The following is a 20,531-nucleotide window of genomic DNA, read 5'->3' on the forward strand; positions in this document are numbered from 1 at the left end:
CGTAAAAACGCGCGCTGACATCGGGCCGTTCCGATTGCAAGGAGGAATGGAATCATGAGTTCTCCACGTCTAGCGCCTGCTGCGACGGTGATGACGCACCGCGCGGACGACGCGCTCTATGCAACCGGGCAGCCGTTAAGGCCGTACCCGCAAACGTTGCTGGATCATCTCGACGCATGGGCGCGGGATGCACCCGATCGTGTGTTCCTCGCTGAACGCGACGGCGAGGCATGGCGCACGGTGCGCTATGCCGCAACGCGCGAACGCGTGCATGCCATCGCACGGAGGCTGCTGCAGGATGGCGCGCCGGTCGACAGCACGCTGCTGCTGATCGACGGAAACTCGATCGCGCACGCGCTGCTGTCGCTCGCGGCGATGGCCATCGGCGTGATCGTGGTTCCGGTGTCGCCGGTGCACCTGCACAGCGCACAGGGGCTCGCACGCATCGCGAGCATTGTGCAGCGCATACGGCCCGCGCTTGCGTACATGGCCGATGCAATCGTGTCTCGCCCATCTCTTGGCGAAGCCGATACGTGCAGGTGGCTGCCGCCGGAGATGCTCGCCGGCGCCGCAACCCAGGAGACCGACGACGGATTGCACGCGCTCTTTCGCGAACGCAGGGCACGAATCGACGGCGACACATGGGCAAAGTTTCTTCTCACCTCCGGCTCCACGGGGTTGCCAAAGATCGTGATTCACACGCAGCGCATGCTCTGCGCGCAACAGCAGCAGATGGCGCAGCTCTGGCAGTTTCTCGAAGACAGCCCGCCCGTTCTGTGCGACTGGCTGCCTTGGAACCACACCTCGGGCGGCAACAACAGTTTCAACATGACGCTGCGCAACGGCGGCACGCTGTTCATCGACGAGGGAAGGCCGACGTTGAAGGACATCGGGCAAAGCGTGCGCAACCTGCGCGAGGTGTCACCCACCTGGTACACCAACGTGCCGCTCGGCTATGCGGCGCTGCTGCCGTATCTCGAAGTCGATGCATCCTTTGCCGACGCCTTCTTCCGCCGGCTCGACCTGCTGGTGTACGGCGGTGCGCCGCTGCCCGCCGATCTCTGGCGGCGCATGGATGCGCTGTGCCGCCGCTGCACCGGGCATGCCGCGCGTTGGGCCAGCGGATGGGGGCTGACGGAGACGACCTCGACCTCGGCCATTACGCATTTCGAGACGGCCGGCACCGGCGAGATCGGCGTGCCGCTGCCGGGCATGAGCTTCAGGCTTCTGCCACGGCGAGGCCTCTACGCCGTGGCGGTGAAGGGGCCCAACGTCACGCCGGGCTATCTTGGCGACGAGGAGCGCACGCGCGAGGCGTTCGACGATGAAGGCTTCTTCCGGACAGGCGACCTGGTTTCCTTCGTCGACCCCGGCAACCCCGATGCGGGCCTGCGCTACGAAGGCCGTTCAAGCGACGAGTTCAAGCTCGGCAGCGGCATCTGGGTGGTGCCCGGGCGCATCAAGGCCAACCTGCTTTCGCACACCGGCCCGCTGGTGCAGGACGTTGTGGTGGCCGGGCCAGGCAGGCTGCAACTGGTTGTCTTCCTCTGGCTGAACGCCGAGCTGGCGCGGCGGGACTTCGAAGGTCCGGCCGATGAGCGCGGGCAAGCCGCGGGCAGGGGAGCGTTGCTGCGTTTTCTCGAGGGAGCCTTGGCCGCCTACAACGCGGTGCACACCGGTTCGAGCGAGTCGATCGTGCGGGCCTGCGTGCTGCTGGAGCCGCCGAGCGCGGCCTTCGGCGAGCTGACCGACAAGGGCACCATCAACCAACGCCGCTTTCTCTCGCGGCGCGCGGTCGTCGTCGAGGCCCAGTACGCACACGCGGCACGGCAGGCGGGCGCGGTGGTCGAATTCGCGGTGGGCGAGAGCCTGGCCCCACACCCCGTCGCCGCATGTTGAAGCCCGTCACCGCCATGCCGGGTGCCAAGGAGTTCATCGTGCTGGCCGCGGCCATCATGTCGGTGAACGCGGTGGCGATCGATACGCTGCTGCCGGCTCTGGCCGCTGTCGGCGCCGCGGTGGATGCCGGCGAGGACAACCGAAGGCAATGGTTGATCACCGCCTACCTGATCGGGTTCGGTACCTCACAGCTTGTCTACGGCACGCTGTCGGATCACTATGGCCGCAAGCCCTTGATGTTGGCGGGTCTTGCACTCTATACGGCCTTTGCGGCGCTGAGCATGCTGGCCAGCAACTTTGGGACTGCGGTAGCCCTGCGTGTGCTGCAAGGGTGCGGCGGCGGGGTGAGCGTGCTCGCGCTGTCGATCATCCGGGATCGCCATTCGGGCGACGAGATGGTGCGCGTGATGTCGCTGGCCTTCATGCTCTTTCTGGGTATTCCGATCTTCGCGCCTTCGCTGGGCCACGCGATCCTGGTGGCCTCGTCGTGGCAGTGGGTGTTCGCCGCCACCGCTCTCTTCGGTGCGCTGCTGATGCCATGGGTGGCGCTGCGCCTGCCCGAGACGCTGCCGCCCGAGCGTCGCATGCCGCTATCGCTGCAGGCGGTGACGCGCGCCATCGGGCACGTGCTGCGACAGCGCGATTCGCTCGGCTACACGCTGGCGTCTACCGCGCTCGTGGGGGCGCTGTTCGGCATCGTGACGTCGGGCCAGCAGCTGTTCGCGAACGTGTTCCATGCGTCCGAGGCGTTTCCGGTGGTCTTCGGCACGGTCGCAACCTGCGTTGCGTTGTCCGCGCTGCTCAACGGGCGCGTCGTGGGCCGCTTCGGCGCGCGATGTACTTCGCACCTCGCATTGATGGGCTACCTGCTCGTCGCATGCGTGCACGGGGCGGTGGCGTGGTCGGGGCTGGAGAGGCCATGGATATTCACGGTGCTGCAATCGGCGTTGATGTTCTGTTTCGGCCTGATGCTGGCGAACTTCGGGTCGCTCGCGATGGCGCGGCTCGCTCACATCGCAGGCACGGCCTCCGCAGTTCAGAGCCTGGTCATCAATGTGGGCGGCGCGCTGGTCGGCATCTTCATCGGGCAGCGCTTCGACGGCACCGCAGTGCCCATGACGTTGGGCTCGATCGCCTGCGGCTGTGCGGCGCTGGCGATGGTGCTCATGGCCGAACGCGGGCGCCTGTTCCAGCCGGTGGCGGCGCCACTGCCGATGCGGGCGGCAGGATGAGCGACTCCTCCGTGCCAGAGAAATCCCGGCCTCTGCGGCCGCTCAACGTGGAGCCGGCGCTGCTGCAGGGCCTGAATCAGCACATCGCGGCACTGAACACGGCGGACGCCGCGCTGCCCGGTCGCCCCGCCGTCGAGATCGCAAGCACCAGGGCACAGGTGGCTTCGGCCGCGCGGCTGATGGCGCAGGCCTTCGTGCACAACCAGGACAAGGGCTGGCTCGCATGGCTGCCGCCTTCGGAGGTGGCGCGCGTTCGCGCGGGCGACACCCCGCGGGCGCAGGAAAAGATCGCGCGCGTGATCGACTATTTGTGCGCGGCTTCGGCCTTCGAGGGAGGGCTGGTGCTGCTCGAATCGGCGCAGGCGTCGGATGCAGCGGACAGACGCGAGATCCGCGGCGCCTCGCTGTGGGGGCTTCCACCGGCTGTACCCTGCACCGAGCCATGGTGGCACCTGGCGGCTTTCGGCGCGCCGGCCGCATTGCGTGGTTATGGACCGCTGCGTGCGATAGCTGCCGCGTGTGCCGCGAACGCATTGGTGCGAGCCTCGGAGGAGACGATGCACCGCCTCGGCTTCCCGGCGCGCTGCATCTACGCCCAGATGGGATGCGTCAAGCCCGCGCATCAAGGCCAGCGCGTTTCGCGGCGCATGTTCGAGCCGTTCCGCCTCCTCGCGGATCGTTTCGACCTCGTGTACAGGCTCGAGAGCAGCAGCCCCGAGACGAATGACCAACGCGTTTTCTCTAACTTCCGCTTCGAGAAGATCGGGGAGCACCGCTTCGGCGCCTCGCGGTTCAACAGCGTCGGACCCTACACGATCAATCTCATGATCAGAAGGCCGCCACCCGAGGTGTCATGTCCCTGACCTTCCGTCAAGTCGATCCTTCCGATGAGGATTTTCGCGCCCGGTGGAATGCACGGGTGGCGGAGCACGAGCTCTCGCTGGATATCGAGTTCCTCCGGCTCCTGGCCGGCGTCGAATCCGAAGCCGCGTACTACTTCGTGCAGGCCTCGGATGCGGCAGGGCATGTGCGCGCGCTGGCCTGCTACTCAATCGCGCAGATGCGTGTGCTGCGCTTCGTTCCGTTTCGCGTGCTGGTGATGGGCGGCACAGTCGCTGCAGGCAAGGCGTTCTGGTTCGATGTCGACGCGCTCGATTTCGCGTCGTTCCTCGCCGCTTTCGAGGCCTTCGTGAAAGCCGAAGTGCGGTGCGACATTCTTGTGCTCAAGGAGTTCTCACCGGACCGAGACGAAGAGTCGATGCGTTCGATGGCCAAGGCGGGCTTCATTGCGCAGATGTGCTACGACCGGAGCAGCCTCGCATTGCCAGCGGACGGGAAAATGCAGAGCTTTCTCGAATTGCTCCCATCGAAGAAGAGACGGTACTTGCGGCAAGTGTTGGCGCAGGGGCAGGTGGCAAATCTCGAGGTCGAGGTTCACCGGCGTTTCGATCACCTGATCGATGCCGTCTATTCGCTCTATCTGGAGGTGAACGGACGGGCCAGCGAAGCGCGTACCCCGGCCTTGCCTCGCCGGTTCTTTGCGGCCTTGGGGCAGCTTGATCGCGCCGCGCAGATGTTGACGATCTCGCAGGGCAAGAGGACGATCGGGTTCGGTCTGCTGATGCAGCGCGGAGAGAAGCTCAAGTGCATGGTGATTGGTCTCGACTATGAGGTGTCGAGAGAGCTTCAGCTCTGGTACCAGATCGTCATTCGTTCGATCGAGCACGCCCTGAACAGCGGCTGCACCAGCGTCGATCTGGGCTCGACCAACCACAGCATGAAGCGTAAGTTCGGTGCCGAGCGCGAAGACATCTGGGTCGCGGTGCGCCATCGGAACCGCTTGATCACGCGGCTGATAACCCCATTGATCCGGCATTTCCTATCAACGATTTACCGACCGCGGGCAAGCGCACTTCCCGTCGTCGACGATCCTGCCTGAGCGCACCGAAAGGGTGAGCCGTGCCGCGCGGCCAGCGCGATGCTGCCGGAACTCCCCGGGCGATTTCATCTTCAGTGCAGAGTAGGTTGCCGGCCGACGCGTTGCAACGAGGTTCGGCGCCCCATGACGGTCTTCTCGGAGTTCCACAGGGCTGCTGACCGACAGGGCTTACGCTGAGCCAGCTCTGCCACGATCGGCGGATGGGTCCATCGATAATGAGGCAGACATTCAGTGCGCAGCTGTGTTGGTCGCCGCCGAGCTTGTTGAGGCGAACCTTCCTGGCCCCGGCGCGCGGTATTACGAGATGCAAATGCATGGGTCTTGCAGGGCTGCTGCGCTTGCTAAGACCACGTCCCTGAATGAATGAACTTCGTCGTAGCAGCGGCGGAGTACCGCGGCATCGTTCTCCCCGGTCTCCGCGACACGCATCAGCTTATCGATCGCGTCGCAAGCGCCGAAATCTTCTGCATGCGCCGAAAGCCCGTGCAGAGTCGTTCTTAGATGGTCCAGCAGTCGCACGCACCGTCCACTGCGAGGGTCTATGTACGCCGCGTTAAGGCCAAATCTTGCCGCTTGGAACTTGTTATGAGCATAGACGATGTAGTCGTCGCGATGGGGCATGAACGGCGTATCGTTCAGGAGCCAGGAACCGAGCACCTGCGCGAAAGACGCCAACGCCGCCGCTCTGGTCAGGGTCAGTGGGCTGTCCAGAACCCGGATTTCCACTGTTCCGAACTCCGGCTTTGGCCGGATGTCCCAATGCAGATCCTTCGCCGACTCTATGACGCCGGAAGAAACGCATTTCGCAAAGTATTCGGTCAGCTCGGTCCAACTCAGCGTAAAAGGTGCATGCACGCCCGTGGGAAACGGACTCGGCCGTGTCAGTCGGCTGGAGTCGTACCCGGAGTCGCTCCCATCCAAAAATGGACTGGAAGCCGAAAGTGCAATGAAGTGCGGCACATAGTGGGCGAGCTGATGCATGAGCAAGGGGACGCGCGCCACGTCCGAACAGCCCAAGTGAATGTGCTGTCCGAACACGGTGAATTGTTTCAGGAGTGACCCGTACAGATCCGAAAGCTCCAGAAACCGGGGGCTGTCGTAGATTCGCTGATCGGCCCACCTCTGAAACGGATGCGTCCCCCCTCCTGAGATCAGAGCGCCACACTGTACCGCTGCAGATTCGACACGCATCTTCAGCGCCTGCAAGTCGACAAGCACCTCCGAGGCATCCCTGCACACTCCCGTTGAAATTTCGATCATGCCGGAAGTGATCTCGGCAACAATCGACCCCCGCTCCGGGGGAAACATGCGGCGTATCGAAGTGAGAATGTCGCCGCACAGCGGCGCGAGGTCACCCGTTTTAGGGTCGACGATCTGTAGTTCCAGTTCTACGCCAAGGCTGAGCTCCGCAGACGGCGCAAACGAGACTCCGGGCGAATCCGAGGACAGCATGTTCCTCCCTTCCCGTGGAATCAGTGAGTGCGCTGGAGCGAACCGGTCAGGATGTAGCTCAACGGTGGCTTCGCGGCGAGCGATTCGAGGCTCTGTCGCGATTGAGAGGGATCACGATCATGCTCTTCGAAGTTGTCGATCAAGAATCCCGCTTGGGTAAATGCTCGCAGAATGTCGGACAGCTTGTACTGAAAATAGTAGATCGGCTTGGCCTCATACGTCGTGCCACCCTGGTAGTCGAGACCGGCGGTGTGCAGGACAGGGTCCGACTCGAAGTACGAACGGACGAACTGGAGAGGCTCTCCCTTGCGGTCTCGATCCTTCAAGAACATTCGAGTCAACGGATGCGCTTCGTAAATCGTCAGGACACCATCCTTGTTCAACAAAGAACGCGCGATTGCGAAGTAACGAGGAAGATCCGGCATGAAACACAGCGCCCCGGCCGTCACCACCACCACATCGAACTGCCCCGCAAACTCCGGACCGATGTCGTAGACGTCGCTGCTGACAAATTCGCAGTCCAAGCCAGCCGCCTCGTTCAACTGACGTGCCTGCGACACGAACTCATCGGAGATGTCAAAACCGACGCAACGGCCCGCACCCATGCGTTTGATGGTGATCAGTTCCCGACCGTTGTTGCAGTTGAGCTGGGCGACTGATGCACCGTGCACCCCGATGCGATCGAGTTCCGCGATCTGGACGTCGTGGATGTCGCGGCGAGTCGGATCCTTGATCTCCCGCAGGAGCGTCTCTGTCACGCGCCAATGAATGGGGGCGGCTTCATTCCACGCTTCGCGTGACAGCTGGTTGTAATTCACTTCCGTCATTTCAACTCCTAGAAGGGTTAAGGTTTTCTTTGCTCGAGCCGGGCCGCACAACGCCCGCGAAGAACACTGCAATTCCGAGCAGGAGAAATGCAGCGCACAGAGATACTGGGAGAGCACGCCAGCCAAAAACGTCAATCGCTGCACCGACCATCGGAGGACCGGCGATGCCACCCAGGCCTCCAGCCATGGTCAGCGCCGCACTACCCGCCAGCAGCGCGCCACCTTGAAAATGGTCACCCAAGAGCGCCACAGCGACTGTCGCAACCCCATAAGCAAGTGCACCCCATACGAACAAGAAGGGCATCAGGAGCCACGATCCAATCGCGTAGGGAAGCGCCAAAGCTCCGATGGCGGTCAGCAGAGCGCATCCGATGAGAATCCGTTCGCGAGGAAAACGGTCCGCCAGCCAGCCGATGGGTGTCTGCAGCAACACGTTGCCGACGTTCAAGGCGGCGACGGCAACTCCCATCTGTGTCAACGAAACCCCATGTCCCGCGCCGTACGCCGGCAAGAAGCCCAAGGTCACATGATCGAAAACTCCGAAGGCGGCGCTTGCCAGCAAGAGCACCGGTGCGCAGGGGATAAAAGACAGCACAGAGACACGTTCCTTACCCCGGAAACTCGGCGCGCGGTGTTGCCAAGCCAAAAGGGTGACCGCGCACACCACCAGTGCGCCTGCAAGTATTCCCAAGCTGGCGAACGGCGCGAAATTGACCGCGGCCAAGGAGGCTGGCCCCATGGAGAATCCTGCAGCGAGAACCGTGCTGTAGATTCCAATGACGCGCCCGCGCGATGACGCCGGAGTCAGCTCGGCCAACCACGCCTTGTTGACGACATAGAAACCACTGATGGCCATGCCCCAGGCAAAACGGGCAACAAGCCAAAAGTGAGAATCCGGGATCGCGGCCATGGAAAGCAAGAGAGCTGCCCCAAGGAGCGCGCATGACAATGCCGTGGTGACTGCCCCCATTCTTTGGGCGATGCGCGGCGTTATGAACGCGGCGGTTATGAGTCCGAGCGGAGTCATCGCCGCAGACAGGCCGATGAAGGACGCGGTCTGGTTTTCCTGTCGCAGCAGGACGCCCATCAACACCGGCGTGCCACCAACAGCACATGCGAACAGGCCGACCAGAACTGAAATAACCGCAATGTCCGCCCAGTTCACTTGCGGAGAATCGGTGGATGTAGTCAATGAAGGCTCCTCGAAAGGATCGATTCGAGGACGGCCATGCGCACCGGCACGCCGTTTGCGGCGCACTCGAAATACTTGGCGTGCCGAGTCTGGTCCACGTCGATCGCGATACTGCCGGGGCGCGGTAGCGGATGCATGACGATCGAATGGCTTCGCGCAGCACGTAGCTTTGTCGCGGTAAGAAAATGATCTTCTCCCAACTGCGGTTGCCAGTCGGCAGCCAGCCCGCCGTGATAGATCACATCTCCATTCGCGATCACCTCTTCGATCGTGTCGAAGCAATTTATTGCCAGGCCGTCGCGACGAGCACGCTTCTCATCCTCATCAAGCAGCGGGAACGCCAAGTTGCGAGGGATATTGAGTGAGATCTCCTTGTATTTCCCTAAACCTGCAACGAGCGACCGTATCGCACGCTTCTGCAGATTCCCCAGCAACGACACCGACAGGCCGTTCAGCCTCCCGAAATGCTTCTGAATCGTGTACAGGTCGCACAGGGCTTGGCTCGGATGCTCGGCGCCGGCGCCGTTGCCGTTGCCGGCATTGATCACGGGAACCGCCGAGTTTTCGACGAAGACGGGTAGAGCGTTTGGCGACGAGTGACGGAAGACAATGACATCCGCGAACGAACTCATCACTCGCGCAGCATCTGCCATTGACTCCTCGTGCGAGGAGTTGGCTCGGTGACCGCTGCTGGAACCGTTTCCCAGCACCTTGCCGCCCAAGCGCAGCATCGCAGCCTCGAAGCTCGCCTGCGTCCTCAGGCTCGGCTCGAAGAAAAAACTCGCCAGCAATTTGGTGCCGAAGTACTGCCGCAGGCGACCAGGCCCGTCCTTTTTCTGGACGGTGTCTGCGCGCTCGAAAATTGCCTCGATGTCCCCGAGGCAGAGCGAACTCATCCCCAACAAATCCCGAGAAGATTCCAGCATATCGTTGCCTCTTGGAGAGCTTGGGTGAAGCCTCTTTCTGAAGCGCAATGGAATCTGCCCGCATTGCCAACGGTGTAGGAGGATTCCCGCAGCGCTCCTCCAATTCGCGCCTACGCCATTTGATGCACCTTTTCACGCGATGTATGAAAAAGCCGTACGTCGAACGCAGGCTCGACGGCGATGGTCGCGGCGGAACCAGTGATTCGCACCGAGACCGGCAGCGTCGCCGTACTGACGATGCCTACTTCCAATATTCCGAGCTCTGATCGACCGGTAGGTCCGCAGCAGCGTGCCATGCACCCGTTCCCGAAGGCGTGAAGCCCGCGCCCGGCGAGCAGAGGCAACGCGCCAGGAAAGATTCCAGAGGGCAGCAGGCGGTTTTCTCAGGCGCTGCGATCAAGACTATCGATGTCTGCGGACGGGACTTCCTGAGTTGCCACCCATGCAAAACATTGAGCTTGCAACAAGGCCAACCCTTCGCCACGAGTCGTCGCCGGCTTGCTGAGAACGAGCTTGATTCGGTGCTCGAGACCGAGAGAGATGTCTGCGACCCCGCTGAACATCTGCGGATCTGCCGTTTGAACGAAGTACAGATCGAAGGTCCAGGCTCCGCGGTGAAATCGCTCTGATGGTGCCATGGCCATCGTTCCTAGTGCTTGCCCGGTTCCGCTATCGAGAAGAGGGCAGATCGCGGGGCCATTTGCCCATTGCAAAACGGTGAACCAGGAGGGTGCCCTGGTGCTCTTTCGAGGCGCAATCTGGCCCTCAGCTCTGCGGAATGGGTGACCGCACTGAGGCCTTCGACATGAGCGCGCTGCGCCGCCAGGAGCAACGCTTCTGTCGTGGGCAGTGATCGGGTGTTCCAGTGCATGCAGACGTATTGATTGATATGGCGAGATCGTCAAAGATTCCGCTCAGCGACGCGCTGGCGTTTTTCTGTCCGGCTGACTATCCTCAGCAGCTGTTCGTCGGTCATCCCAAACTCCGCTGAGCGCAGCACGGATGTGCGAAGCAACGGACGCGAGGTGCGCGGCCGACACGGCGAGCGGCGGCGCATCCTCCAAGTGGTCCGCGGTCAGCCGAAGCTCCACAGCTGCCTGCGGCGCGTACTTGAGAACCGCACCCAAGCACAGCGTCAGCGCGAATATGCGTTCTTCTGCCGCATGGAGACGCTGGGTCACTTCGTTCTGGTTCATGTTGTCCAGTCGGATGCGTGTTGAGGAACAGGCTCTAGGCCCTCTCGGGCACAGGAGACCCGCCGTAGCAGTAGCGGAACGCCGCAGACCGTCGACTACGGGAGGATGGCCCTGAGTCACCCGGCGACGAGGCGCAGCTCCTCATCTGGGTAGGTTTTGGATCGTCGAAGATGGGGTGAACAGACATGAAAGGCCCCTCGCAGGACAGCTTCTATGGCGCCCGCCGACTTTCGGTCAGCGCACCCAGTGGCAGACGCGGTGGTGATGGTGTGCATTCCACTTGCAGACCTTGTGCGCCTTGTGCGTCCGATGAGAGGGCGCGGCCGAGGCGATGGTCGGTGCGAACGCGGCCAGAGTGGCGAATGCAACGACGCTGGAGAGAACGAACTGCTTGATTTTCATGTGGTTCTTTCTAAGCAAATGCCAACGAAGGGCGCGCCGCGCGAACGACGCACAACCGATAACGTTCGAGCTTGTCTTTCGGACGACGATTGAAAGAGGTCCGGTGCTCGAGGGTCAGTGGTAGTCGTCTTCGCGCTGATGCCTGACCGCTGCGATGACGATCGAGTCGGTGGACTCGATTTCCCGCACCTGATCCGCCCGGCCTTCCTGGAGGCCGGTCTAAATCGAGCCATCGCCGTAGTGGCTAGACGGCGAGTTGCTGGCAACAGGGTGCCTCGGCCTCGTCGGGAGTACTCCACGATAGTCAGGCTGTAAAGGGTACTAACTTGTTAAAAGTAGACCTCAGCCTGACCGAATTGTCAGCCGCAACGGGTGAACGCGAATGGACATTGGGCGAACCCTCCTTGGCATAGCCTTTTCTCACTGCAGGTCGCGCCCTCCGGCTGATATCGTCAATCCGTCGATAGTTCACAACCGGGAGGACGTCGAATTGCCCTTCGCCGCAAACCGGAGGCTGGGCCGTTTGCAACGGCTACTTCAGCAGTGGGCGGGAACGCGGATCGTCTCGCCGACACCGAGTTCAACTCTGCGCTTCCGTCCGTATCCAGATGCGCGACAGCTCTCTGCGCGTGCGAGGTTCCCAGAAGCGCTTGAGGTGCAGGACGAGGTCATGCAGCGCGTCATCACGATCGGGCATGGCTTCGAAGAAGCCGCCCATCTGGTTGACCATGCGAATCAGTTGCGACAGCGCACCGCCGACGCGCGACAAACGATCTTGCATGGCAAGCAAGTGCGACGAGCCGTGGCCTCGCCCCGCTCGTGGGCAAGGCGGGTCTTGGCAGCCTCGATGCCCCGCGGAGCTTTTTGCGCACCAGACAGGAGTTGATTCGGCGCGTTGTGGAAGCAAGACTTGGCTTTCAATTCTCATCAGGTCTTGCCATGTCCCTCTTGGTTTTTCGAACGCATGCCGCTCGTCTGCTCTGTCTTTTTGGGGCGTTCGCCTGTATTGGTATCGCCTGCGCGCAGTCGTCAGGCGCGAATCGCTCCGGTCCCGGCCCGGCGGGTGCCCCGAGCGCCCATCCGGCGGGCCTGAACTGGCCGACGCGACCGCTTCGGCTGGTCGTCGGCTTCGGCGGTGGCTCGTCGCCAGATTTCGTGGCGCGCATCCTGGCTGCTCCCATGGCGAGGGCACTGGGGCAGCCTGTGATCGTCGAGAACCATCCGGGCGCCAGCGGCAACATCGCGGCGGACATCGTCGCGAAGTCCACCGACAGGCATACGGTCGGCATCCTGATCAACGGCAATATGACGATCGCCAAGATACTCAATCCGGCGACCTCCTACGACCCGCAGAAGGACCTGGTGCCGCTGAGCATCATCTGCACGGCGCCACTGGTGCTCGCCACGACGTCGGAGGTCTCGAAGGCCGGTCCCCGCAGCTTCCTTGAGGCGGCGCGCGTCGCAGGAGGCAAGTGGAGCTATGGCTCTCCTGGCATCGGCACGATCGGCCACCTCGGCATGGAGCTTTTCAAGGCCCGCACAGGCATCGGCGCCGTGCATGTGCCCTACCAAGGCAATCCGCAAGTCATCACGGGTCTGGTCGGAGAGCAGTTGCAACTGGCGCTCCTTCCGCCGGGCCTCGCCCAGGAGCAGGTCAAGGCCGGAAAGCTGCGCGCAATCGGCGTGACCTCGGCGCGCCGCTCCGAACTCGTGCCGGACTATCCGACCCTGCAGGAAGCGGGCCTCAAGGATTTCGAACTCGAGATCTGGACCGCCGCGGCGGCGCCCGCCAGCCTGCCTGCTCCCATCGTGCAGCGCCTGGCCCAGGTTCTCTCGGAAGTCATTCGCCTGCCGGAGGTGCGGCAGAAACTCTTCCAGCATGGCTACGAGGCCGCTGACATCTCGGGCGAGGCGCTGGTGCGCCGGGTGAAGGCCGACACGGCCACGCTCACCGAGATCATCTCGAGCCAGGGCATCAAGCTCGAATAAGGAGATACCCATGAATTCAGAACAAGGGCGCCCGAGCGGGCGCCAGGAGACCGCGGCCGCGGTCCATGACACAACCCCACCTGATGTCGGCAGCCACGAGGACGCCCAACGGGTCCTGCAGTCGCTGCGCGACGAATTAGACGGCTTGGACAGAACGCTGCTCGAGACCGTGAGGCGCAGGCTCGATTGCTGTTGCCGGATCGGACTGCACAAGCGCGACCATGCGATTCCGATGATGCAGCCCCATCGCATCGGCGTGGTGCAGGAGCGTGCGGCCGACTTTGCCGCCAAGCACGGCGTGAGCCCGGCGTTCCTGCGTGCCCTCTACGAACTGATCATCACGGAGACATGCCGGCTCGAGGATGAGATCATCGGTGCGCCCTCGACGTCTGCATGAGTCGCTCGTTGTGCGCTCGAGCAAGCGCAGGTTCCGGCTCTGGCGGCGCTCGCGCATGCCGCGAACCCCGTCAGGTGGACGTCGAGGCCGACCCACTGTCACCGTCATGCGCCACCGCCAAGGCGAACACATGCTGATCTTTTCAACGCTGGGCCATGAGGGCAGCAACCATCACTTCGTTCTCCAGCAGTACCTGGCCGCGCATGGCATTGCGCAAGCCTGCCGCATCGTGTTGTTCGACGACTTCCACAGCGGCGCGCGCGCGCTGATCGCCGGGGAGGCGGATTACCTGCTTCAGTGCGCGGTGCATCCCGCCGCGGCCGAGATCACGGGCACCTATCGCACGGCCATGGTGGTGGTCGACGCCTTCATTTCACCCAGCCAGCCCATGGCGCTCGTGCGGTCCATGGCAAGCGGGGAGGGCGCTGGCAAAGTGGGCGTGCAGACGGCGACACAGAGCTATGCCGACCTTTCCGCCTGGCCGACCATCGTGCACGAGCCGACGGTGCTCGCGGTCCAGTCCGGTCTGACAGAAGGACGCTACAGCGCGGGTATCGTCTTCACTTCCTTCGCGATGGCGCATGCAGAGCGCTTCGAGGTGGTCCAGTCCATCGGCACCGTCTGCGATGCATGGATCGTCTACGGGCGCCAGGCCGTCGACGATGGCAGGGCCGTCGTCTGGGACGACAGTCCAGTCGCGCGGCAGTTCCGGACGCGGATCAAGCGATCGTCGGAGGCAGGCGGCAGTTGACGCCGTGGTCCGCCGTCGTGCCGCGGCGTAGCTCCGATGCACGTGATGGTTAAGTCACAACGTGGACGTCAAGATGAGGTGACTGGACGCTTATCCTTCGTCGTCACACGCCCCCAATCACGGCGGGCAGTGCGTTCGAGCGCGCATCTTGGCCGGCTCGACCCCAGCCGTCGGGCTGTCTTCACCCGGGCCACTTTCCCGCGACGCGAATGGTCGAACAGCGGTGCACCTCGGCCCCGGTGTGTCACCGAGCGACATACGCCTTCTAGCGTCGCGAAGGCGCCGCGCCCCCCTTTGCGCCCATCAGATGGCCGAGCGGCAGTGCCACCTCCGACTTGATCTCGCGCAGCACGATGCTCGAGCGCACGTGCGTCACGCCGGGCAGGCTGAAGAGCACCTCGTGCAGGAAGCGCTCGTAGTGCTTCATGTCGGGCACTGTCACGTGGAGGATGTAGTCCGCCGGCCCGGTGGCCGAGACGCAGCGGATGATCTGCGGGCTCGCAGCCACCGCCTCCTCGAAGCGCTGCACCATCGCCTCGCTGTGGCGATCGAGGTTCACCTCGGCCACGGCCGAGACATGCAGGCCCACCAGTTCGGGATCGATCATGGCCGTGTAGCCGCGGATCACGCCGGCCGCCTCCATGTCCTTGATGCGCTTCCAGCAGGGCGTGGGTGAGAGCCCGACAGCCTCCGAAATCTGCTGCACGGTTTGCCGGCCGTCGTGCTGCAGTGCAGAAAGGATCTTGAGGCAATGCTCGTCAAGAGAAACAGAATCAATGTTCATGGCGGTTTCCGAGAGGATTCCTCTTCAAACAAGGGTCTGCGCCAGTGTATTGAAGAAACACTTACTCGGAGTGCGGCAGAACAATTCCGGGCATGAACGCCCCCCACAAGACGGTCGCGCTTCGACGGCCCGACTACCAGCTCTCCGACAACCTCTGGGCCGATGCCGGCGCGGTCTTCATCACCGGCACGCAGGCGCTGATTCGCATCCTGGCGATGCAGAAACAGCGCGACGCGGCGCGCGGCCTCCACACGCAAGGCTTCGTGAGCGGCTACCGCGGCTCGCCGCTGGGCATGGTCGACCAAGCCATCTGGAAGGCCGGTGATCGCTTCAAGGACGCCGGCATCCGCTTCGTGCCCGCGGTGAACGAGGAGCTCGCGGCCACGCAGGTGCTGGGCACGCAGCGCGTGGAGTCCGACCCCGAGCGCACCGTCGATGGCGTGTTTGCCATGTGGTACGGCAAGGGCCCGGGCGTGGACCGCGCGGGCGATGCGCTCAAGCACGGCAACGCCTACGGCTCGTCGCCGCACGGCGGCGTGCTGGTGGTGGCGGGCGACGACCACGGCTGTGTGTCGTCGTCGATGCCCCACCAGAGCGACCATGCCTTCATGGCCTGGCGCATGCCGGTGATGCAGCCCGCCAGCGTGGCCGAGTACCTGGAGTTCGGCCTGTACGGTTACGAGCTTTCGCGCTATTCGGGCGCGTGGGTCGGCATGGCGGCGCTGTCCGAAATCGTCGAGAGCGCGGGCACCGTCGACCTCGATGCGGTGAACGCGCGCGTGGCGGCCTGGGAAGACGCCGATGCCGTGCGCGCCGCCACCGGCCACGCCTCGCCGCCAGACGGGCTGCACTACCGCTGGCCCGACCTGCCATCGCTGCGCATCGAGTCGCGGCTGGAGGACAAGCTCGCCGCCGTGGCCGCTTTCACGCAGCGCAACAGCATTGACCGCCACGTCATCGCGAGCCCGCATGCGAAGGTCGGCATCGTCACCTGCGGCAAGGCGCACCACGACCTGATGGAGGTGCTGCGGCGCCTGGAACTCTCGCCCGAACAGCTCGCGCGCGTCGGCGTGCGGCTCTACAAGGTGGGGTTGAGTTTTCCGGTCGAGCAGACGCGCCTGAAAGAATTCGCGCGCGGCCTCGACGAGATCCTCGTCGTGGAAGAGAAGGGCGCGGTGGTCGAGACGCAGCTGCGCGACATCTTCTACAACGCGCCGCCCGATGCGCGCCCCGTGCTCGTGGGCAAGCACGACCGCGAGGGCCAGCCGCTGGTGTCCGCGCTTGGCGAGCTGCGGCCCTCGCGTCTCATCGAGCTGGTCGCGCACTGGCTGGCCGCGCACTTCCCCGACAACCAGGACCTCGGCGACCACCTGCAGCACGTGCGCGACTTCACGCCGCCCGAGCTGCTGGGCAATGCGAGCGATGCGGTCAAGCGCCTGCCGTACTTCTGCGCCGGCTGCCCGCACAACACCAGCACCAAGGTGCCCGAGGGATCGACGGCGCGCGCCGGCATCGGCTGCCACTTCATGGCCAACTGGATGGACCGCAGCACCGCGGGCCTCATCCAGATGGGCGGCGAAGGGGTCGACTGGATCTCGCACGCGATGTTCACCAGGACGCCGCACGTGTTCCAGAACCTGGGCGACGGTACCTACTACCACTCGGGCTACCTCGCGATCCGCCAGGCCGTCGCGGCCAAGGCCACGCTCACCTACAAGATCCTCTTCAACGACGCGGTCGCAATGACGGGCGGGCAGCCGGTCGATGGCGTCATCAGCGTCGATGCGATCGCGCGGCAGGTCGAGTCGGAAGGCGTGACCAAGGTGGTGGTCGTGAGCGATGCCATCGGCCAGTACGACGCCATCAAGAACCGCTTTCCGGCGGGCACCGAGTTCCACGACCGCGCCGCGCTCGACGAGGTGCAGCGCCGCCTGCGCGAAATGCCGGGCGTGACCGTGCTCATCTACGAGCAGACCTGCGCCGCCGAGAAGCGCCGCCGCCGCAAGAAGGGCGAGCTGGCCGATCCGCCCAAGCGCCTCTACATCAACGAGGCCGTGTGCGAAGGCTGCGGCGACTGCACCGTGCAGAGCAACTGCGTGGCCGTGCTCCCGCACGAAACGCCGATGGGCCGCAAGCGCAAGATCGACCAGACCAGCTGCAACAAGGACTATTCCTGCGCCAAGGGCTTCTGCCCGAGCTTCGTGGGCGTCACCGGCGGCACGCTGCGGCGCAAGAGCGGGGCGCTCGCCGCCGGGCGCGATGCCTTCCTGCACCGCGTGGCCGCGCTCACGCATCCCGCGCCGCATGCATGGACCGGCCCCTACGACCTGCTCGTGACCGGCGTGGGCGGCACCGGTGTCGTGACGGTGGGCGCGGTCATCGCGATGGCCGCGCACCTGGAGGGCAAGTCCGCCAGCGTGCTCGACTTCATGGGCTTCGCGCAGAAGGGCGGTTCGGTGCTGAGCTTCGTGCGGCTGGCCGACACGCCCGAGCGGCTGAACCAGGTGCGCATCGACACGCAGCAGGCCGACGCCATCCTCGCGTGCGATGTGGTGGTGGGCGCTTCGCCCGACGCGCTGCAGACCGTGCGGCACGGGCGCACGCGCGTGCTGGCGAACATCCACGAGATCCCGGTGGCCGAGTCGCTGCGCAACCCCGATGCCGACCTGCACGTCGACCTGCTGCTCGCGAAGATGCGATTCGTCGCGGGCGAGGAACAGGTCGAGACCTTCGATGCGCAGAGCCTGGCCGAGGAGTTCCTGGGCGACACGCTGGCCGCGAACATCGTGGCGGCCGGCTATGCGTGGCAGCGCGGCCTGGTGCCGCTGAGCCTGCAGGCGCTGATGCATGCGATCGAGCTCAACGGCGTCGCGGTGGCGGCCAACCAATCGGCGTTCTCATTGGGGCGGCTTGCCGCAGGCGACCCCGCCGCGCTCGACCAACTGCGGGCGGCGCCCCTGCAAGCGCAGGCCCGGCAAGCCGATGAGCGCCCGCTGGACGCGCTGCTCGCCGATGCGCGCCGCCATCTCACCAGCTACCAGAACGCTGCGTGGGCCGCGCGCTTCGACCAACGCATCCGCGCACTGCAGGCGGCCGAGTCCGCGTTGCCGGGCGGCGATGCGCGCCTGCCCTTCACGCGCAACGCGGTGCGCAGCCTGTTGAAGCTCATGAGCTACAAGGACGAGTACGAGGTCGCGCGCCTGTACACGGACGGCGCGTTCCTGCAGAAACTCAAGGACCAGTTCGAGGGTGAACTGAAGCTCGAATTTCACATGGCTCCGCCGCTGCTCTCGCGTCCCGCGCACGGCCAGGCGCCCGCCAAGATCCGCCTCGGCGCGTGGATGCTGCCGGCAATGAAATGGCTGGCCCACGGCAAGCGACTGCGCGGCACGGGCCTCGACCCGTTCGGCTACACACAGGAGCGCCGGATGGAGCGTGCGCTGATCGCCCGGTTCGACAAGCGGCTCGATGAACTGGCCGCCGATCTGTCTGCCGACAACCAGCCGCTCGCCGCGCAGATCGCGGCACTGCCGCTGACGATCCGCGGCTTCGGGCATGTGAAGCTGGCCAACCTCGCGCTCGCAACCGATCGCGAGGCGGAGCTGCTGCACCGCTTCTCGCCGCAGCGCTATCCGCGGCCGGAAAAGAAGGCGCAGGCGGGCCAGTTCAAGGGGATTGCGGTCGTGTCGCAGTGACCGCGGGTCGAGCGCAGGTCAGGCGCTTGTTGGCTCGTCGTGTTGGACATGAACGCGGTTGCCGAAGGTGGCGAGGCTCTGCCGACACACGGCAGTGCTAACGCTCGGCGGATGCCGATGCGGATGGTGCCGGATTGATCCAACGCTCGCCTGTCACCGATCGCCTTGCGCCCGGGCATCGCATTTGCGTGCGGCGCTCGAACGTTGCGCGCGCTCCGCAGCGATGTCCGAATCCCGCTTCTCCCGATGCGGGTGAAGGGGGGCATCGATCCGGTGCGTGCAAACCGACGGGTACCTCAAGTGGCCGTGCATGCACGGCAGTCACCGGTCAGGCCACCCGCCCCGGCGTTCGGCGGTCCTGACATTGGCGTGGGCTCGTGCTTCGCAGGCCCTCGATGGCGTGGCGCCCTCGGCGGTGCGGTGTTGGCCGCGTGCAGGGCTTCACGGCCTGTGCGTGCGCGTCACCTCTGCGTTCGAAGCCGCCTCTTGACCGACGCATAGCGCGCTCGTGCCGCTGTCCAGGGCTGCGGGCTTCGCCACCGTCCTCACCCGGTCCTCGCTGCGCTCGGCTGCGGCTTGCGGGCGGTCCCTGGACATCGGCCCTTGCCGCGCGCTTCCATGCGTCGAGGCGGCTCCGAAAGCAGATGTTCAACCACCGCGGCACATGCCGCAGAAAGGCCAAGCCATGCACGCCAATTCGACTTCCAGTTCCAGCCCGCGCGATGCAGGCGACCCGCATCGCCCGGGCCATCCGGCAGCCACGGGCGTTCCCCCCGTACCCCCCGAGGACTCACCCAAAGCAGGTGGAGGTGTCGTCGAATCCTCTGGCGCTGCTGCGCGGGACCGCATGGACGTACGGCAGGTCGTGACGGACCGGATCGTGGCGATGCTGGAGAAGGGCGGCCACGTGTTCCGCGAACGCTGGACGCGGGCGGCAGTGCGCGGGGTGCCGCGCAACGGCAAGACCGGCGCGCCGTACCGCGGTGCGAATGTGCTGCTGCTCTGGGACGCGGCAATCGAGGCGGGCTATGCGTCCAACGTCTGGCTGACCTACCGGCAGGCGCAGAGCCTCGGTGCCCAGGTGCGCAAGGGCGAGCGCGGCGTGCTGTGCGCGCATTTCGAGCGCAGGGCGCGCGAGCGTCGCGGCGATGCCGATGACGTCCTCTCGCAAGGCGGGACGGACGAGGAGGCGATGGCTGCGGACGCCGGTGCCCGTGCCGGCGTGCTGCTGTGCCTGCCGTTCTGGCTGTTCAACGTGGCGCAGATCGACGGGCTGCCGCTCGACGTGGTGGACCTCGGTGTTGTGGCGCCAACGGCGAACGTGCAGGGGCCGGTGGAGCGGGCGATGCGGCTGCTGGGAGGCTGCAATGCGACGATCCGCCACGGCTTCGACCGGGCGGCGTACCTGCCGGCGCTCGACGAGATCCGGCTGCCGTGGCCGCGGCAGTTCACGAGTCCCGAGGCGCAGTGCGCGACGGCGCTGCACGAGCTGGTGCATTGGACCGGGCATCCCGACCGGTTGAACCGGCAGTTCGGGCAACGCTTCGGCGATGCGGCCTATGCGTTCGAGGAACTGGTGGCCGAACTGGGCAGTGCGTTCGTGATGGGGCACTGCGGGCTGGTCGATGTCACGGTCGAGGGGCATGCGGCCTACATCGACGCCTGGCTGCAGGTGCTGCGGGGCGACCGCACGGCGATCTTCACGGCAGCGCGTCTCGCGGAGGAAGCCTTCGCGTTCATCGTGGCGCGGGAGATGCCTTCACTTGGGGAGTCCGCGGCGAGCGCGGAGGACGCATGAAGGTCGTCGACGGTCTCGGGACCTGCCGGCGCGCATTCGGGCGTGGCGCAGG

18 protein-coding genes are annotated in these 20,531 nt (G+C 64.7%); 9 read left to right on the plus strand and 9 right to left on the minus strand.

The genetic code is table 11. The features are described 5' to 3' along the window. The first annotated feature begins 54 nt into the window (after positions 1-54). From QFZ42_RS09160 to QFZ42_RS09175, 4 genes are read left to right on the plus strand one after another with little or no spacing between them, the layout of a single operon-like run. Positions 55-1,899, plus strand: a complete 1,845-nt coding sequence (locus QFZ42_RS09160; RefSeq protein ID WP_307700664.1) for an AMP-binding protein — start codon at positions 55-57, stop codon at positions 1,897-1,899. Next, entirely contained in the window at positions 1,893-3,131 is a 1,239-nt protein-coding gene (locus QFZ42_RS09165; protein WP_307700665.1) for a multidrug effflux MFS transporter, read from the plus strand. Before QFZ42_RS09160 ends, QFZ42_RS09165 begins: the two co-directional genes overlap by 7 nt. Positions 3,132-3,142: 11 nt before the next feature. Further along, positions 3,143-3,994 carry a hypothetical protein gene (locus tag QFZ42_RS09170; protein ID WP_307700666.1) on the plus strand — a complete coding sequence of 284 codons (852 nt, stop codon included), beginning with the start codon at positions 3,143-3,145 and terminating at the stop codon, positions 3,992-3,994. Continuing rightward, entirely contained in the window at positions 3,985-5,070 is a 1,086-nt protein-coding gene (locus QFZ42_RS09175) for a GNAT family N-acetyltransferase (RefSeq protein ID WP_307700667.1), read from the plus strand. The genes QFZ42_RS09170 and QFZ42_RS09175 overlap by 10 nt, the downstream gene beginning before the upstream one ends. 297 nt (positions 5,071-5,367) lie before the next feature. Here the strand turns inward: QFZ42_RS09175 and QFZ42_RS09180 are convergent, their stop codons facing one another. The 8 genes from QFZ42_RS09180 to QFZ42_RS28310 all read right to left on the minus strand — a co-directional run bounded on the left by QFZ42_RS09180 (position 5,368) and on the right by QFZ42_RS28310 (position 11,846). After that, entirely contained in the window at positions 5,368-6,522 is a 1,155-nt protein-coding gene (locus tag QFZ42_RS09180) for a YbdK family carboxylate-amine ligase (protein WP_307700668.1), read from the minus strand. 20 nt (positions 6,523-6,542) lie between these two features. After that, the gene (locus QFZ42_RS09185) at positions 6,543-7,349 is read right to left on the minus strand and encodes a class I SAM-dependent methyltransferase (RefSeq protein ID WP_307700669.1); all 807 of its coding nucleotides are present in this window, start codon (positions 7,347-7,349) and stop codon (positions 6,543-6,545) included. Between the two features lies 1 nt (position 7,350). Next, complete coding sequence (locus tag QFZ42_RS09190) at positions 7,351-8,541, minus strand: MFS transporter (protein WP_307700670.1); 1,191 nt, start codon at positions 8,539-8,541, stop codon at positions 7,351-7,353. Next, complete coding sequence (locus QFZ42_RS09195) at positions 8,538-9,467, minus strand: hypothetical protein (RefSeq protein ID WP_307700671.1); 930 nt, start codon at positions 9,465-9,467, stop codon at positions 8,538-8,540. The genes QFZ42_RS09190 and QFZ42_RS09195 overlap by 4 nt, the downstream gene beginning before the upstream one ends. A gap of 383 nt (positions 9,468-9,850) precedes the next feature. Beyond that, positions 9,851-10,105: a hypothetical protein gene (locus QFZ42_RS09200; protein WP_307700672.1), complete on the minus strand. Its 255-nt coding sequence runs from the start codon at positions 10,103-10,105 to the stop codon at positions 9,851-9,853. A 276-nt stretch (positions 10,106-10,381) separates the two neighbouring features. Continuing rightward, positions 10,382-10,663, minus strand: coding sequence for a hypothetical protein (locus QFZ42_RS09205; RefSeq protein ID WP_307700673.1), 282 nt, complete (start codon positions 10,661-10,663; stop codon positions 10,382-10,384). 234 nt (positions 10,664-10,897) lie between these two features. Next, positions 10,898-11,065 carry an HHHH-motif protein gene (locus QFZ42_RS09210; RefSeq protein ID WP_307700674.1) on the minus strand — a complete coding sequence of 56 codons (168 nt, stop codon included), beginning with the start codon at positions 11,063-11,065 and terminating at the stop codon, positions 10,898-10,900. 580 nt (positions 11,066-11,645) lie between these two features. Beyond that, entirely contained in the window at positions 11,646-11,846 is a 201-nt protein-coding gene (locus QFZ42_RS28310) for a formate dehydrogenase subunit delta (RefSeq protein WP_373423382.1), read from the minus strand. A gap of 158 nt (positions 11,847-12,004) precedes the next feature. Between QFZ42_RS28310 and QFZ42_RS09220 the strand changes: the two genes are divergently transcribed. From QFZ42_RS09220 to QFZ42_RS09230, 3 genes are all read left to right on the plus strand, one after another. Beyond that, the gene (locus QFZ42_RS09220) at positions 12,005-13,054 is read left to right on the plus strand and encodes a Bug family tripartite tricarboxylate transporter substrate binding protein (RefSeq protein WP_307700675.1); all 1,050 of its coding nucleotides are present in this window, start codon (positions 12,005-12,007) and stop codon (positions 13,052-13,054) included. A gap of 10 nt (positions 13,055-13,064) precedes the next feature. Continuing rightward, positions 13,065-13,451, plus strand: a complete 387-nt coding sequence (locus QFZ42_RS09225) for a chorismate mutase family protein (protein WP_307700676.1) — start codon at positions 13,065-13,067, stop codon at positions 13,449-13,451. Positions 13,452-13,581: 130 nt separating this feature from the next. Further along, positions 13,582-14,202, plus strand: coding sequence for a hypothetical protein (locus QFZ42_RS09230; RefSeq protein ID WP_307700677.1), 621 nt, complete (start codon positions 13,582-13,584; stop codon positions 14,200-14,202). Between the two features lie 265 nt (positions 14,203-14,467). Here QFZ42_RS09230 and QFZ42_RS09235 read toward each other — a convergent pair whose 3' ends face one another. After that, on the minus strand, positions 14,468-14,986 hold the full coding sequence (locus QFZ42_RS09235) for an Lrp/AsnC family transcriptional regulator (protein WP_307700678.1): 519 nt from the start codon (positions 14,984-14,986) through the stop codon (positions 14,468-14,470). Between the two features lie 92 nt (positions 14,987-15,078). On the opposite strand from QFZ42_RS09235, the gene QFZ42_RS09240 reads away from it, so the two are divergent. Then, positions 15,079-18,681 carry an indolepyruvate ferredoxin oxidoreductase family protein gene (locus QFZ42_RS09240; protein ID WP_307700679.1) on the plus strand — a complete coding sequence of 1,201 codons (3,603 nt, stop codon included), beginning with the start codon at positions 15,079-15,081 and terminating at the stop codon, positions 18,679-18,681. A gap of 847 nt (positions 18,682-19,528) precedes the next feature. Next, a complete protein-coding gene (locus QFZ42_RS09245) occupies positions 19,529-20,479 on the plus strand; it encodes an ArdC family protein (protein ID WP_307700680.1) in 951 nt (316 codons plus the stop codon). Positions 20,480-20,531 lie beyond the last annotated feature (52 nt).

Source organism: Variovorax paradoxus (genome assembly GCF_030815855.1).
GTDB classification, from domain to species: Bacteria; Pseudomonadota; Gammaproteobacteria; order Burkholderiales; family Burkholderiaceae_C; genus Variovorax; species Variovorax paradoxus_M.